Source organism: Bradyrhizobium macuxiense, assembly GCF_001542415.1.
In the GTDB taxonomy this organism is placed as follows: Bacteria; Pseudomonadota; Alphaproteobacteria; order Rhizobiales; family Xanthobacteraceae; genus Bradyrhizobium; species Bradyrhizobium macuxiense.
In genome coordinates this window covers 190,005-204,551 of record NZ_LNCU01000120.1, presented here as the reverse complement: position 1 = coordinate 204,551, position 14,547 = coordinate 190,005, and the positions used below count along the sequence as shown (strand labels likewise).

Genomic DNA, 14,547 nt, shown 5'->3' with positions numbered 1-14,547 from the left:
CAAGGCCCGGGCCAGAAACAATCTGAAAACAACAGGGATCAGATCACCGCTTGCGGAGCTGAAAACCGCCGACCGCGGTCAGAATGAAGGAGCGCGGAAACAGGCGGAGCAGGAACGGCACGAGCTTGATGAAGGGGCCGGGCAACACGGCGCGCTTGTTGGCCATCAAGCCACGATAGGCCTGCTGGGCGACCTTCGCCGGCGAAACGTCAAGGATGGCGGAATCGAAACCGGGCGCAAAGCCGGCACGTGCCTGGAACTCGGACGGCACGGGACCGGGGCATACTACAGTGACGCGCACGCCCTGCGGCGCCAGTTCGCAGCGCAGCGCCTCCGAGAACGACAGCACATAGGCCTTGCTGGCGTAGTAGACCGCCATGCCGGGCCCCGGCAGGAATCCGGCGATCGAGCCGAGATTGAGGATGCCGCCGCGGTTGCGGATCAGCTGGTCGGCAAAGCGCAGCGACAGATCGGTCAGCGCGCGGATGTTGACCGTGATGATATTGAGCTGCTCTGCGCGATCGCTTTTGACGGCGAGGCCGAACAGGCCAAAGCCGGCATTGTTGACGAGATACTCGATCTCGACCCCGGCCTCGGTCAGCGCCTTCGCGATCCTGTCGCCGGCGTCCGGCTCCTGGAGATCGCAAGGGATCACGATCGGCGCTGCGCTGCCCTTGCCGCTGAGCTCATCAGCGAGCGCTTTCAGGCGATCGGCACGCCGCGCCACCAGCGCCACACGGTGACCATTCGATGCAAATACGCGCGCCAGTTCGGTGCCTATGCCCGCCGATGCCCCGGTAATCAGCGTCACACGCTCGGTCACGATAAACTCTTATTTCAAATTCCAGAGAGGTCTCGAACGGGTGCGACGAGAGCATAGGCATGCGGTGGGACGCAAGCCACCCGTAAGCATGTCGACAAGCGGCCGTGCGCACGCCTGGAATGAAACGCCGGGATTTCAGGCGCATCGCCCATGATCACGGCATGCCACAACGCACATTAAAGTTTCGTCATCTGTGACGTTGGTGAGATGATGTCCGGGCCCAATCGGGGGGCGTGTCAGATTGCCGCGTCCGCCGTGCCCCACGGGCCTTTCGGCAGCTCCGCCTGTTTCTCGGCGACGCGATGCTTGAGATCGATGCGGTCGCGCGAGGAAATGCCGAGCAGGTCCGCCGCACGCCAGACCACGTTGTCCTCGAACTCGCTGACCTGGCCGTCGGCATAGACCAATTCCCACATCATCTCGACGATGCGCAGCCGTCCCTCCTCGTTCACCGAACGCATGATCACACTGGTAAAGTGATAGAGATCGACCGCCTCGCCCTCGACCCGCATAGCCGAGGCGATCAGCTTGCCCGCAGTGCCGGGATCGAGCTGGAAACGGCTCTCGATCAAGCTGTGCAGCTTGCGCTTCTCGACCTCGGTCGGCTCGCCGTCCAGCGACACGACGTGAACCAGCAGCGCGGTCGCCGCCAGACGATAATCGCTATCGTCGAAGGTCCGATCGGTCTGCGCATCGGGGGACACGATATCGGCAATGAATTGGCGGAGTCCGTCGAGCATCGCTCTCTCTGTTGAATGAAGCCTGATGAAAATCTATATGGCGCGGAAACAGAACCGGCGCAATCGGCGTCGGTTCCCGCAAAAGCATTACGTTTCGGCAATCTCGACTACGGTATCTCGTAGACCACGAGCTTGTCGGCGATTCCGCGCAGCGCCGCCTCCTTCTGGATCGGCTTGATTGCCGCGCGATCCAGAATGCCCGCGACCTCCGGCGATTCCATCACCGGCTGGGTGAGATGAATTTCCTGCGACGTCGACAGGCTCTGCACCCGCGATGCGATGTTCACAGTCTGCCCGAAATAGTCCTGCCGTTCGTTCAGCATCACTGCCAGGCAGGGACCTTCGTGAATGCCGATCTTGACAATCAGATCCTCCCTGCCGCGCTCGGCATTGAGCTTCTTCATCGCGGCGCGCATGCGCAAGCCCGCCGACAGCGCGTCTTCCGGCTTGATGAACGTCGCCATCACCGCATCGCCGATGGTCTTCACGACAGCACCGTGCTGGGACGCGATGATCTCGAGCAGCGCATGGAAATGCGCGCGCACCAGATCGAACGCGGCGAGATCGCCGACACGCTCATAGAGCGCCGTGGAGCCCTTGAGATCGGTGAACAGGAAGGTCAGCGCGGTGATCTTCAGCCGCTGGTCGACGTTGAGATTGTCGGCCTTGAACACATCGCGAAAAGTCTGGTTCGACAACATCCGCTTCGCGGTGAGGATCGGCTTGCGCTTGCCGAGCAGCTTGTGCAGCGGCTCACCCGCGATCCAGACTGAGGGCAGCACGCGAACGTCCGCCTGGTTCTCCAGCGAGAGCCGCAGCGGCCCCGGTCGCATGGTCGAGGTGCCGGTCGGCGCCTGCAGTTTGTTGAACGCGACCGAAAACTGCTGACGCTCGGTGGTCGGCTCGCCTTCAACGGCAAAGAAGTGCGCCGAATGCGTCACCGGCTCGAACACGATGACGAATTCGTTGGGCAGATGGAGCGACAGGATCGCTTTCTCGCCGGGTGGCAGCTCGAGTCCCTCGAGCGTCACTTCGTTGATCAGAGTCGAAAGCGAGCCTTCGTCGAGGTCAATGCCCGAGCTCCAGAACATTTGCCGGAAATATTCCCAGATCGGCAGTGTGTTGGGATCGTGTGCTGCGATCCGGCGGACCCGCGGACTGACCGTGAAAGCGACTTCGACCAGTTCATCTACGGACGCCTCATAGCCGCAGGCACACAGTGCGCAATTGTAGTCGTCGTGGCGCAGCGACTTCAGCGTCGCGTGCGCGTCGAGCACGCCGCCGCAGCCCGGGCACAGCACGTTCCAGCTCATGTCGAACAGGCCGAGCCGCGAGGCATGCAGGAAGCCGGAGATCACCTTCTCCTGATCGAGTCCGGTGCGGTTGGAGAAGTCCAGCAGGTTGATGCGATTGAGCTCGCGATCATGACCATCGATGATCAGCTGCTGCATGGCGTCGGCGACGGCCGGATCAGCCGTCTGCCTGAGGACTGCGAATTGGGCCTGCGTATCGCTCATGGTGGACCTCAAGCGTGATCCGGCCCCGGAGGGGCCGCATCATTCTAGCGCAAAAATGTGAAGCCGTGTGACGTTGCAACAGACGTAAAGCGTTTGCGCAGGGATCGCGCCCGAGCGCAAAGCCGAAGTGCGACGAAGTTCAACCTGATCGCGTCAGGTTTAGATGAGCACCCGCAGGTCGTCGCGCAAGGGCTAACGCGGCGTGATTGCGAACATCGGAGAGCGGTCCGGCTGGGTCGTCACCACGCCGATCGGGATCACCGGCTCCTTGTCCGCCAGTGCGATGCGGAATGTGCCGATGATCTTCGCAAGCGCGAGCGTCGCTTCGACCAGCGCAAAATGCGCGCCGATGCAGACGCGCGGGCCGACGCCGAACGGCAGATAGGCAAAGCGATCAGGCGGCGTTCCGGTCATGAATCGCGCCGGCACGAACGCATTAGGATCGCGCCACAACTTTTCGTGGCGATGCAACAGCCACGGCGCGATCAGGATCACGTCATGCTTCCTGACCGGAAGGCCCGCGATGGTGTCGGGACCACCGGCGGCGCGCGCGATCAGAAATGCCGGCGGATAAAGCCGCATGGTCTCGTCGATCACCGCGCGGGTGAATTTCAGGCTCTCAAGGTCGAGCGTGCCAGCTGCCGCCACGCTCCTGACTTCTGCTGCCAGCTGTTCCTGCGTCGCGGAATCCAGCGCCAACAGATAGAGAGCCCAGAACAGCGCGGTCGCTGTCGTCTCGTGACCTGCCAGGATCATGGTCGCGACCTGGTCACCGAGCTGGGCATCGGTGAAAGCATCGCCGGTTTCGGGATCGCGCGCGGCCTGCATCAGGTCGAACAGGTCGCGGGCCGGCCCGTTGTCGCTCTTCCCGGCGGCGCGGCGCTCGGCCATCAGCTGGCCGACGAATGCTGTCCAGCGCTTTCGGAAGCGGGCGCGGCGGAAATCCTGCGGGGTCGGCCAGCCGAGCGGCAGGATCAGGTCCAGCATATGCGGCCGGGCCAGCGTGTCGCCATACTCCATGACGAAGTCGCGTAGCGTGGCGCCGTGACGCTCCATGCCGAACGAGAACATGGTGCGGCCGGCGATCTCGAGCGTCATCCGCTGCATCGCCTCGCGCAGATCGACCGGCCCGTTGCTCGCAGCCTTCAGCTTGGCGATCGTCTCGTCGGTCGCCGCGATCATGGTGGGCACGAGCGTCATCACCGCGCGCGGCGTGAACGCCGGCGCCAGCGTGCGGCGTTGATGTTTCCACGCGCGCCCCTCGGCGATCAGAAGTCCCTGGCCGAGCATCGGGCGCAGCACGCGAAGGCCGGCGGGCGTGCGGCTGTAGTTCTCGTAATTGTCGACCAGCACATGCCGGATCGCATCCGGCGTGTTGAAGATGAAACTGCTGTGGCTGAGGAAGCGGCCCTGGACGATGTCGTCCTGGTATGCGCGCTTGCCCCAGGTCTCGATCGGTGAGTTGCGCATCACCCGCATTCGCTGGAGTGCGGTCATGTCGTCGGGCGCGCGTGGCGGGGCCGGCGGCACCAAAGGCTGCCGCGTGACCGTCATGTCGTAGACTTCGGCTATGCTCATGGTCCTCGCTCCAGTCTATCGCGACAACAGATCCAGGCACGCAATCCCGGCGCCGTGAAGGCACGGACCACAACAAGAGCTAGTAGGTCAGCTCGGCAATCGCAATCCGGTTCTCCGATGCCGGCCAGGTCCGCGCCACGATCCGCTCCAGGTTGAAGACGCCGACCACCGGACGGCCGACCTCCGCCGCCGGCAGCCGCAGCGTCGTCACCGAATCCGTCGGCACACCCGGCTTCACGTCGGAAGGCTCCTTGCCGTCGAGCAGCACGATATCGCGCGGCAGGCCGAAATAGCCGCGCGGCCGCGACATCAGCACGATGGCGCCCGCACCGGCATCGGCAGGCAGGAGCGGCCGCGCCGCGCGCAGATGCACGATGTCGGACGAGCGCGGGAACGGCGAGCGATAGACATGCGTCGTCAGCGCGCCGGGCGAGGTCAGCACGAATTCGAGCGGCCAGGAGGGATCGACCTGCGCCGGGCCCCAGCGGCCGTCCGCGCTGGTTTGCGAGCTGTGCAGCGGTCCGCCGATGCGTTCGCCCGTGTCTGCCGAGACACGATAGATGTCGACCGACGCGCCCGACACCGGACGATTGGTCGGCACGCCGCCGGGCGTGGCCGTGACGAGGCCACTCAACTTCACCGTCGGCTCCGGCACGATGTCGATCCGCGAAGGCTCACGACCTGCGATGAATTTGTAGATCTCGCGGAAGGCGCGCGGATGATACGCGGTCTCGCGATGATCGAGGGCGCCGAGCACCAGGTTGGTGGCGCCCTTCAGGGCAGGTCCATCGGCCGTGACGTTGGTGGGCGTTCCGGACTTGCCGACGAAGCGGCCATCGGCCTGGGCGAATTTGTCGAGCCCGTCGCTGCGCAGCGTCAGGAACGCGGTGCCCGCCGTCACTTCGCTGTCGCCGTCGTTCAGACCACGCAGGAACGGGCCGCGGCCGTTGAACTCGTTGCCGAGCCCGTCGTCCCAGGCATACACGCCATGGTTCGGTGTGCCGCAGAGCACGGCATGGCTGACGTCGCCGCCACCGCCGTTCTTGATGTAATTGCGGATCGCGTAGCCGCCGCGCGAATTGCCGACCAGCGCGACGCGCGCGGCGCCGGCTCTCTGCTTCAGCGCGGCGATCGCCTCGCCGAGCTCGCGGCGCTGGTCCTCCGTCGAGGAGCGGTTGGCCTGCTCCACCTTGTCGTCGGTGCGCGCCAGCGGATCGGTGAAATTGATCGCGAACAGTCTCTCGCGCGGCACGCCGTTGGATTCCATCCGCCAGATCGTCGTGACCCAGAGCGGCGCCTGATCGCCATTGCCGTGGACGAACAGGATCGGCGGGAGGTCCGCGCCTGGCCCCGCAGGCGCCGGTTGCGCCAGGGCCGAGGTGCCGAGGCGGCTCCCGAGCAGGGACAGGGCGCCGGCCCCCTTCAGAATCGTCCGTCGCGACAGGTCCATGGTCCCCTTCCCCCAAGCCTTTCAGTCCTTTAGCTGTGCCTTGTGCCGGGAATTGCTGGACAGGGCACGCTTTTCGCAGGCATCAGTTGATGCTGCCGGAATCATCAGCAAGCCATAGCAGGTCCCACGGAACCGGATATGACCGAACCGTCGACGCGTACCGACAGTATCACTGCGCCGTTGCGGCACTCAATTTTCAGACGGATCTGGCTCGCCAGCCTCCTCTCCAATCTGGGCATCCTGATCCAGGGGGTCGGCGCCGCCTGGGCCATGACGCAGATGACGCCGGAGGCCGACAAGGTCGCGCTGGTGCAGACCGCGCTCATGCTGCCGGTGATGTTGATCTCGATGCCGGCCGGCGCCATCGCCGACATGCATGACCGCCGCATCGTCGCGCTGGTGTCGCTGGCGATCGCGCTCTCCGGCGCCACCACGCTGACGGTGCTGGCATGGCTCAATCTGGTGACGCCGAACATCCTGCTCGCGCTGTGCTTCGTCGTCGGCAGCGGCATGGCGCTGTTCGGGCCGGCCTGGCAGTCTTCGGTCAGCGAGCAGGTGCCGACCGAAACGCTGCCCGCCGCCGTCGCGCTCAACGGCATCAGCTACAATATCGCACGCAGCTTCGGGCCTGCGATCGGCGGCATCGTAGTTGCGGCAGCCGGCGCGGTTGCGGCGTTCGCTGCCAACGCCGTGCTGTATCTGCCGCTGCTGGTGGTGCTGTTCCTGTGGAATCGCGTCAGCGAGCCGTCGCGGCTGCCACGCGAGCGGCTGAACCGCGCCATCGTCTCTGGTGTGCGCTACATCACCAATTCGCCGTCGATCAAGATCGTGCTGACCCGCACCATGGTCACCGGCATCATCGGCGGCTCGGTCTCGGCACTGATGCCGCTGGTGGCGCGCGACCTGCTGCACGGCGGCGCGCAGACCTACGGCATCATGCTCGGCGCGTTCGGCATGGGCGCCGTGATCGGCGCGCTCAACATCAGCGAGATCAGGCGCCGTCTCAGCGGCGAGGCCGCGATCCGCGCCTGCACGCTGATGATGGGCGGCGCTATCGCAGGCGTTGCGCTGAGCAAGCAGCCGGTGATCACGGCCGCCGCACTGGTCATTGCCGGCGCGGCGTGGATGCTCGCGGTCGCGCTGTTCAATATCGGCGTGCAGCTCTCGGCGCCGCGCTGGGTGGCGGGCCGCTCGCTTGCCGCCTTCCAGGCCTCGATCGCAGGCGGCATCGCGATCGGAAGCTGGGGCTGGGGCCGCATCACCGATGTCGCTGGTGTCGAGATCGCGCTGTTGATCTCCGCCGGCCTGATGCTGCTGTCGCCGCTGCTCGGCATCTGGCTCAGGATGCCGCCGGTCGGCGCCCGCAACGAGGCGGCCGCGGAGGCGCTCGCGGATCCCGAGGTGCGGCTGCAACTCACCGGGCGCAGCGGGCCGCTGGTGGTCGAGATCGAGTATCGCGTGGCGCAGGACAACGCCCGCGCCTTCCACAATGTGATGCAGGATGTGCAGCTGAGCCGGCAGCGCAACGGCGCCTATGGCTGGTCGATCGCGCGCGACATCGCCGATCCCGAGCTCTGGACCGAGCGCTATCACTGCCCGACCTGGCTCGACTTCCTGCGCCAGCGCAACCGCGCCACCCAGATCGAGCGGGAATTGCATCAGAAGGCGGCCAACTTCCACATCGGCGCCGAACCGATCCGGGTGCGCCGGATGCTGGAGCGTCCGTTCGGATCGGTGCGCTGGAAGGAAGAGACGCCGGACCGCGCCGCAACCGAAGTCCTCCCGGTGATCGCGACCGCGGCGGGCAGCAGCACGTAGTCCCCACTGTCATTCCGGCGCATCGCGTCAGCGATGAACCCGGAATCTCGAGATTCCGGGTTCGCGCTGTCGCGCGCCCCGGAATGACGGCGACAGAATTACTGCCCGTGCTCGGCCAGCGTGCGCTGGCAGGCCTTGGTCAGGCGGCCGCGGTGCTCCTGCAGGCAAGCCAGCACGGCCTGGTCGCCATCATTGAGATGGGCGCGGCAGAACCGCGTGGCATCGCGCGTGCAGGCATCACGCCCCTGCTGCTGCGCCGACGCGGCGGACGCCACGAGAACCAGCGGAACAATGGCAAGCAGAAATCTGGTCATCTCTCAAAGCCTCTAAGGAATGCGACGCCGGGTTCTAATCTTACTGCGTCACAAGGTCCTTGGGGTGACCGCCATCCTCGTCATTGCGAGCGAAGCGAAGCAATCCATCGTGCGGCATACGTGGAAACATGGATTGCTTCGTCGCTATCGCTCCTCGCAATGACGGGTTTCGGAGATTCACAGCCTCTCAGATGAAGGCTTAGGCGCTCGTGACGCAGTAAGACTAAAGCATGATCCGGAAAAGTGTGAAGCGGTTTCCGCCGCGGACGGCAGATAGCCTGCCCGGACTGTGACGGCTATCACGCAAGGCCAAGGCGCTCTTTTTCTTGGACTCCCGGCGCCTTGTTGGGACCGCGTTAAGACCTTGTTGGCATTAATCGCTCGTTACAGCTGTGGCGTATCCCGAGTTCTGAGGAAATGTGTAGTGATGCGTAATGCGTTGGGCCTGATGCTGGCCAGTCTTGTAGCGGCGGTTGCGATCGCCGGAGTGTGGTTCTGGACCTCCTCCCCGCGCGCCGACGCTTCTCCCCCGCAAACTGTGGCCGCCCGTACGCCCGATCCGCTGCCTGCGGGCGCGGCCAAGGACGACGTCGACACCACCGCCGCGCTGTCGAAGCGCGCCGATGCCACCGCCCCGACCGCGCAGCCCGCTGCGGCTCCGGCCCCCGCGGCGGTGCCCGCACCGGTCACGGCCGCGCCCAAGCAGGCCTGCGCCAATCCCGATGCGCTCGGCGTCAGCCGCACCGTCGTGGTCGACACCACAGGCGGCCCCGGCTTCGGCTTCCTGCAGTACAAGCAATACGACTTCCTGACCGACAAGGAGGTTGTGCTGACCTTCGACGACGGTCCGTGGCCGACCACGCCGGCCGTGCTCAAGGCGCTGGCGGATGAATGCACCAAGGCGGTGTTCTTCCCGATCGGCCTGCACACCACCTATCATCCTGATATCCTCCGCCAGGTGCTAGCCGCCGGCCACACCATCGGTGCCCACACCTGGTCGCATGCGCATCTGGCGAACAAGAAGATCACCGAGCAGCAGGCCAAGGACGAGATCGAGAAGGGTTTCAGCGCGGTGAAGATCGCGCTCGGCACCGACCCCGCTCCGTTCTTCCGCTTCCCGGCACTGGCCCACACGCCGGCGACGACGGCCTATCTCGGCTCCCGCAACATCGCGATGTTCTCGGTCGACGTCGACTCCAACGACTTCAAGTCGAAGAGCGCGGACGAGGTGACCACGAACGTGATGACCAAGCTCGAGAAGCAGGGCAAGGGCATCATCCTGATGCACGATCTGCAGAAGCACACCGCGCAAGCCCTGCCGACGCTGCTGCGCCGGCTGAAGGCGGGCGGCTACAAGGTGGTCTGGATGAAGCCGAAGACCCAGCTAGAGACGCTGCCTGAATACGATGCGATGATGACCAAGATCGAGAAACCGAACACAGCGGGCCGCCCGGTCGGCAACGTCGTGCAGACGGTCGCGGAGTAAGCTCGCGAGTTCGCGGAGACGATCCGCTCAATACAGAGCGCCCCTGGATTCGGTCCAGGGGCGCTTTCGTTTGTGGATCGCAGCCACCTTCTCCCGGTCCGACACGGCCGATCTTCGCTGCCGGGACCAAACCCACGAATTTGAGCGACAGCGTGGAAAGGCTTATGCGCCTTCAGGAAAGGCGCCATCGCGCCCGGCGACTGCGGCCCCCACCGAAATATCGAAAACAACCCCATGCAAAGTAGCCTGCGGTCAGCTGTCTCCGGGCTGGATAGTTAAGGACTGGTGCCGCGAGAGGGATTCGGCCCCCGACCCCGTCAATATGAATGAAATTAAGTCCACTTTACAGGCCGTTGCGGCGGATCGCATCGCAAAGCTGAGGGTTCTCGCGAGGGCTTAGCCCGATTTCCAGTCTTCGTCTTCGATCATGTCCGCGAGGTTCTTCCACTTGATGTTCCGCGCGTTGCACACGTCGGGGATTCTGACCTTCCCCGGCTTCTCTTCGGTCAACACGATCATCTGAGGCTTGCCTGTCTCGGCAAGCGCGATGACAAACGGGTCGGCAGCGGACCGACCCTTAACAGTATCCACGAGCCGTGGATGATTCTTCATGATGTTGGTGACGCTGGCTTGGACCGCGTCGTCCAATTCGACGAACAACGTCTCTTTTCGCTCTTTGCACCAAGCGAAGAGTTCATCGTCCTTCTTTTCAAGCTCTAGATAGACTTCCATCGACGCCCGCAACCGTCCCTCGGCTATGAGCGCGTCGAAACCCTTCCAAACGAATGCGAAGTTCTGCGGCCTATATGCTCTGCGCCACGCGTGAATGAGCGCGCTGCTATCTACGCTGTAGATCGGCTTGACCGCCATTGCGAACTATCTCATCCCTACAGCCTGCTCCAGCTTGGGAATGTGTTTGACTTTCAGATTGAGAAAGCCAGACAGCGCGCTCAGCGACAGGCGGTCTTGATAGTAGTTGCCGAGCAACATGCGCACGAGCGGACGGCCGATGGTGCTAATGGTCTCCTGCGGCATATTCCGCTTCATTTCCTTCGGAGTTTCCTTTTGGCGCTTTTTAAGCAACGCATACTCCGCGTTGTACTGAGCGCGCTTCAATGAATAGAACTCGGGAGTGGTGCGCCCGAATGTAAGCAATCGACGCAAAAGAGCTTCGCGGCTGACACCATACAGCCGTGAAAGATCAGCCAGCTCGCCATCCTTCCACGCCACGGACCGCGCTTTGTGCTCAGCAACCGTTGGCTGAGCTAGCAAACTCACCTTCGGGATCAGCGCGGCGGCAGCGACGTGATTGCAGAAAATCTCAATCCGCTGGTCTTCGGGAGGTCTCGTCACGTCCGTTTCGAGCTCGGACACGCCACTAACGTGCAGCATCAAATGCGCGAACTCATGCAGCAAGCTGAACGTTCTGCGCGTGACCGGGTCCTTTCGATTGACCGCGATGACCGGCAGCGTCCCGGACGATATCGCAAAGCCGGACGCCTCCTCCGAAGTGAACGTTGTGCTCTGGAAAACAAGAACGCCCGTCTCTTCGATGCGCGTTCGCCACGCGGCGAACGCAGTACGACCGTCCGCGTCTTTCCACTTGGCTTGCAAATCGTCAGTGACGCCCAACGCGGTTCGAATTTTTGCGCCGACGGCTTCGGGGTCGTCCGTGATCTTTGCCGAGAGCTTGAATTGCGGCGGCTCGTCTTCGAGATCGGAAGCTAACTCCAGGGCAAGCTCGCGCCGCTCGTTGGACGCGCGGATTTCCATTTGAAGGGCTGGGCTAAAATGGCGGGTGCCCGAGCCCGGCAAGCGGCGCAAGTCGCGCATCACAGCGAAGCCCGTTGGCGGCTCGGGTAAAAAGAACGCCGCGAGCGGGCGCTTGAACAAACCGGCGATCTTGCGGAGTTGAGGGATTGAAGGCGCGTCGTCCGATGCGACATTTTCCCATGCAAATAGCTGCTCTTCGGACACGTTCAATTTGGCGGCAGCCTCGGCGACAGAGAAGCCAGCCGTCTCGCGCGCCCAAGTGATTAGGGCCGGATTATTTGATGCTTTCGTCCGTGCTGCCATGGCGTGTTCTTATGTATGCGCGATCAACGGTAGCACAAACCGCTTTAACGCATCGGAAAACCCGTTCCCGGCGAGTTTCATTCGGCGCGCTGCGGTCGTGCCCATAGCTGCAACAGCGTTGCCGGCGGTTCGGCACTTCGCGCAGGCCAGCCGGCTGACGAGATCGTGCACTCATGTCGCCGGCACATGTTGGAACACGGCAAGATCAACGTCGCGCTTTGCCTTGCAGCGGCTGCATTCGCTCTCCAGCCATGGGCAGCCGCCGTTGATCGCGCGGTCGATCGTGGGGCTGCGATCGAAGGGGCCGCCGTTCGCCCATATCCGCTCATTCTATGACTGGCATTCGACTGTCGGCTTCCTGGATCAGCGCCTCACCGGCTTGGCGCTTCTCCGCTGCGCGCTCGGCAAGGATGGTTCTTGGCGCGAGCCCGGCGAAGCTCTCTGCAGGGTCTTGCAGACGCCTCCAGAAATGGGCGGTTGGTGGTGCTTGGGGGCCATCTCAGGATTGAGCGCCGGCCGGTTCGTGTGCTCAAGCCCGGTCGCGCTCAGCCGAGTGGGCGATCTCCCTCTTGAGGGTACGATCACGGAGGTTTTCGCATGAACTGGTGCGCAAGAGGGCATCCCACTATGCCAGTATCAGATTGATGTTACTCGCAGTTTTTTGCGCGATTTTTAGAACCGACCACGGAAAGCACCACAGAGTCGCGGGGCTACAGACGACGAATGAGTGATCGAGCGGAGGCGTTCGATAGCGATAGTTTAGTAGTTCACCGGCCCGCTGAACCCCGGCCGCATGCGCTCGTCGGTAAAGCACCGCGCGCCGCCGCTGCCGACCGGCGTGAAGCGCTGCACGATGCCGCCCTTGATGTAGAAGAGGTTGTTGCAGGTGGGCGTGGAGCTCGTGCACATCACGTTTGAGCTATAGGTAGTCGGCGCCGCGATCGCGGAATAGCCCTGCGGCTTGAACCCAGGGGTGACCGCGCCCCCACCGCCACAGGACATCACGTCCTTGGAGTTCACGTAGTTGCGGATCTCGGTCCCGTCCGGCGTCACCGTCCGCATCATCTTCATGGTCAGGAACACCGGATGGACGTCCAACTCTCCCACCGGCCGTCCCGTCCAAGCGTCGACGTCCTCTTGCCGTACCGACAGGCAGCCCGTCAGGCTCAGGCTTAGCATCAAGAGCACCGCCGCCAACCTCATCAACCCCTCCCAAGCCAAAAGCGCGGCATCCTGCCGCTTGCTCCGCCCGCGCGTCAACCGGGAGTGGTACCAATGACGACCTTCCCCACCGTTGCGTTTGATCCAAGTGCCGCCCCCTTGATGATCATCCGTGGCTGAAGCTCACCGGCTAGAAGCTCATCTCGGGCGTTCCATGAGGGTGTTCCACCGGCATGCGACTGTTTCGAGTCACCGAGTGAGACAGTGAGACACCTCGTGCGAACGGCGTGAACGACCATCGAAACTCCCGATAAGCGTCGAAGCCGGGCCGTCGACTCCTGGCCGAACAAATCGCAACCGGATTTGTCAGGGAAAAGCTCGTCTGGCTTATAGGAACATATTCCCACTCACCGCAAATCAGGTTATTTCAGTCGGTGAGCATCTGAGCTCCGGCCAGTGAAGGCGGCCTGATCCGCCGCACTCCGAGATCATCGCCGAAACGCCGGGTGCTCTACGCGAGAGGCCTGCCGACATGGTTGCTGACAACTATGGCTCTATCCTCGGCCTAATCCTTCAAGGCACGGGAAATAACAACAACAACTGGGGCGCGACGCAGAACAATGCGTGCACCGTGCCGACCGAGCGCGCGATTGCGGGCAGGAACAACATCAACTCCACCGGCGGCACAGTCGATCTCTCCAGCTTGCCGCCCCCGGCGGCGCTACGGCAAGACATCGATCACATTCAGGTCGTAACGGGCGCTTTGACGCAGAACGTCACGATCATCGTGCCGAACCTCACCAAGACCTGGCTGTTCAACAATTCGACAACCGGAAATTTCGCGGTTCATTTGCAGGCCGCCGGTGCAGCCAACACGATCGAGATTCCGCAAGGCACTAACAAGCATGTCCTATGCTACGGGCCTGGAAGCGGTTTTCTGGCGCGTATGGATGCCGCCGATGTCGGCATGATCGGACAGTTTGCTGGCCCCAGTCTCCCGGGCGGCTGGATGGCTTGTAACGGCGCCTCGCTGCTTAGGACCGATCACCCAGATCTTTACCAAGCGATCGGCACGACGTGGGGATCGGTTGATAGCCTCCATTTTACCCTGCCGAACTTCACCGATACGGGCCGCTTTCTGCGATCGTCCTCCGGCTCATTTTCGGTCGGCACCTATCTATCAAACCAGAACGCGGCGCATGCGCACTCGATCACTGGCGCACCATCGGCAGGCACCCTCGGGACGGATTCGCAGGGTGCTCACACTCACAGCGCTCCCGTCACTGATCCTGGACACGCGCACGTTCCAAACCAAGCGTGGCGCTTCTTCGGCAACTACCAGAATTACACCTCCGGCCAAGCCCAGACCGGCCTGCAAATCAACAACGGCTCTGACGGCTCGTTCTTCCTGCAAAACTCGACCACCGGAATCAGCGTCTCTATCAGTTTGGCCGGCGCTCACACCCACAATATCACGGGTGCTCCGGGCGTCGGTACGCTCGGCACCGGTTCTCAGGGCGGCAGTGAAGCTCGGCCTGAGTCGGCCGTGGTCCTGTTTGGTATTCGCTACTGATGGCGCTCGAC

The 14,547-nt window shown here is 63.3% G+C and carries 12 protein-coding genes; 3 read left to right on the top strand and 9 right to left on the bottom strand.

Annotation, left to right across the window (positions count from 1 at the left end; all coding sequences use genetic code 11):
* Positions 1–43 precede the first annotated feature (43 nt).
* From AS156_RS37745 to AS156_RS37725, 5 genes are all read right to left on the bottom strand, one after another.
* On the bottom strand, positions 44–823 hold the full coding sequence (locus tag AS156_RS37745; RefSeq protein WP_066515131.1) for an SDR family NAD(P)-dependent oxidoreductase: 780 nt from the start codon (positions 821–823) through the stop codon (positions 44–46).
* Positions 824–1,059: 236 nt separating this feature from the next.
* The gene (locus AS156_RS37740; RefSeq protein ID WP_066515125.1) at positions 1,060–1,563 is read right to left on the bottom strand and encodes a tellurite resistance TerB family protein; all 504 of its coding nucleotides are present in this window, start codon (positions 1,561–1,563) and stop codon (positions 1,060–1,062) included.
* Between the two features lie 107 nt (positions 1,564–1,670).
* Positions 1,671–3,080, bottom strand: a complete 1,410-nt coding sequence (locus tag AS156_RS37735; RefSeq protein WP_066515123.1) for an adenylate/guanylate cyclase domain-containing protein — start codon at positions 3,078–3,080, stop codon at positions 1,671–1,673.
* A gap of 192 nt (positions 3,081–3,272) precedes the next feature.
* Positions 3,273–4,658: a cytochrome P450 gene (locus tag AS156_RS37730; RefSeq protein ID WP_066515121.1), complete on the bottom strand. Its 1,386-nt coding sequence runs from the start codon at positions 4,656–4,658 to the stop codon at positions 3,273–3,275.
* Positions 4,659–4,737: 79 nt separating this feature from the next.
* The gene (locus AS156_RS37725) at positions 4,738–6,108 is read right to left on the bottom strand and encodes a hydrolase (protein ID WP_066515118.1); all 1,371 of its coding nucleotides are present in this window, start codon (positions 6,106–6,108) and stop codon (positions 4,738–4,740) included.
* A 138-nt stretch (positions 6,109–6,246) separates the two neighbouring features.
* Here AS156_RS37725 and AS156_RS37720 point away from each other — a divergent pair, with 138 nt between their 5' ends.
* The gene (locus AS156_RS37720; protein ID WP_066515116.1) at positions 6,247–7,926 is read left to right on the top strand and encodes an MFS transporter; all 1,680 of its coding nucleotides are present in this window, start codon (positions 6,247–6,249) and stop codon (positions 7,924–7,926) included.
* 98 nt (positions 7,927–8,024) lie between these two features.
* Here AS156_RS37720 and AS156_RS37715 read toward each other — a convergent pair whose 3' ends face one another.
* Entirely contained in the window at positions 8,025–8,240 is a 216-nt protein-coding gene (locus AS156_RS37715; protein WP_066515114.1) for a hypothetical protein, read from the bottom strand.
* Positions 8,241–8,667: 427 nt separating this feature from the next.
* Between AS156_RS37715 and AS156_RS37710 the strand changes: the two genes are divergently transcribed.
* Positions 8,668–9,726 (top strand): polysaccharide deacetylase family protein, encoded by a 1,059-nt coding sequence (locus tag AS156_RS37710; RefSeq protein WP_066515108.1) that lies wholly within the window; start codon positions 8,668–8,670, stop codon positions 9,724–9,726.
* 396 nt (positions 9,727–10,122) lie between these two features.
* Here the strand turns inward: AS156_RS37710 and AS156_RS37705 are convergent, their stop codons facing one another.
* The 3 genes from AS156_RS37705 to AS156_RS37690 all read right to left on the bottom strand — a co-directional run bounded on the left by AS156_RS37705 (position 10,123) and on the right by AS156_RS37690 (position 13,005).
* On the bottom strand, positions 10,123–10,596 hold the full coding sequence (locus AS156_RS37705) for a DUF4411 family protein (RefSeq protein WP_066515105.1): 474 nt from the start codon (positions 10,594–10,596) through the stop codon (positions 10,123–10,125).
* A 6-nt stretch (positions 10,597–10,602) separates the two neighbouring features.
* On the bottom strand, positions 10,603–11,802 hold the full coding sequence (locus tag AS156_RS37700) for an XRE family transcriptional regulator (RefSeq protein WP_066515104.1): 1,200 nt from the start codon (positions 11,800–11,802) through the stop codon (positions 10,603–10,605).
* A gap of 759 nt (positions 11,803–12,561) precedes the next feature.
* Positions 12,562–13,005: a hypothetical protein gene (locus AS156_RS37690; protein WP_136626624.1), complete on the bottom strand. Its 444-nt coding sequence runs from the start codon at positions 13,003–13,005 to the stop codon at positions 12,562–12,564.
* A 490-nt stretch (positions 13,006–13,495) separates the two neighbouring features.
* On the opposite strand from AS156_RS37690, the gene AS156_RS37685 reads away from it, so the two are divergent.
* On the top strand, positions 13,496–14,536 hold the full coding sequence (locus tag AS156_RS37685; protein ID WP_066515093.1) for a phage tail protein: 1,041 nt from the start codon (positions 13,496–13,498) through the stop codon (positions 14,534–14,536).
* Positions 14,537–14,547: the final 11 nt, after the last annotated feature.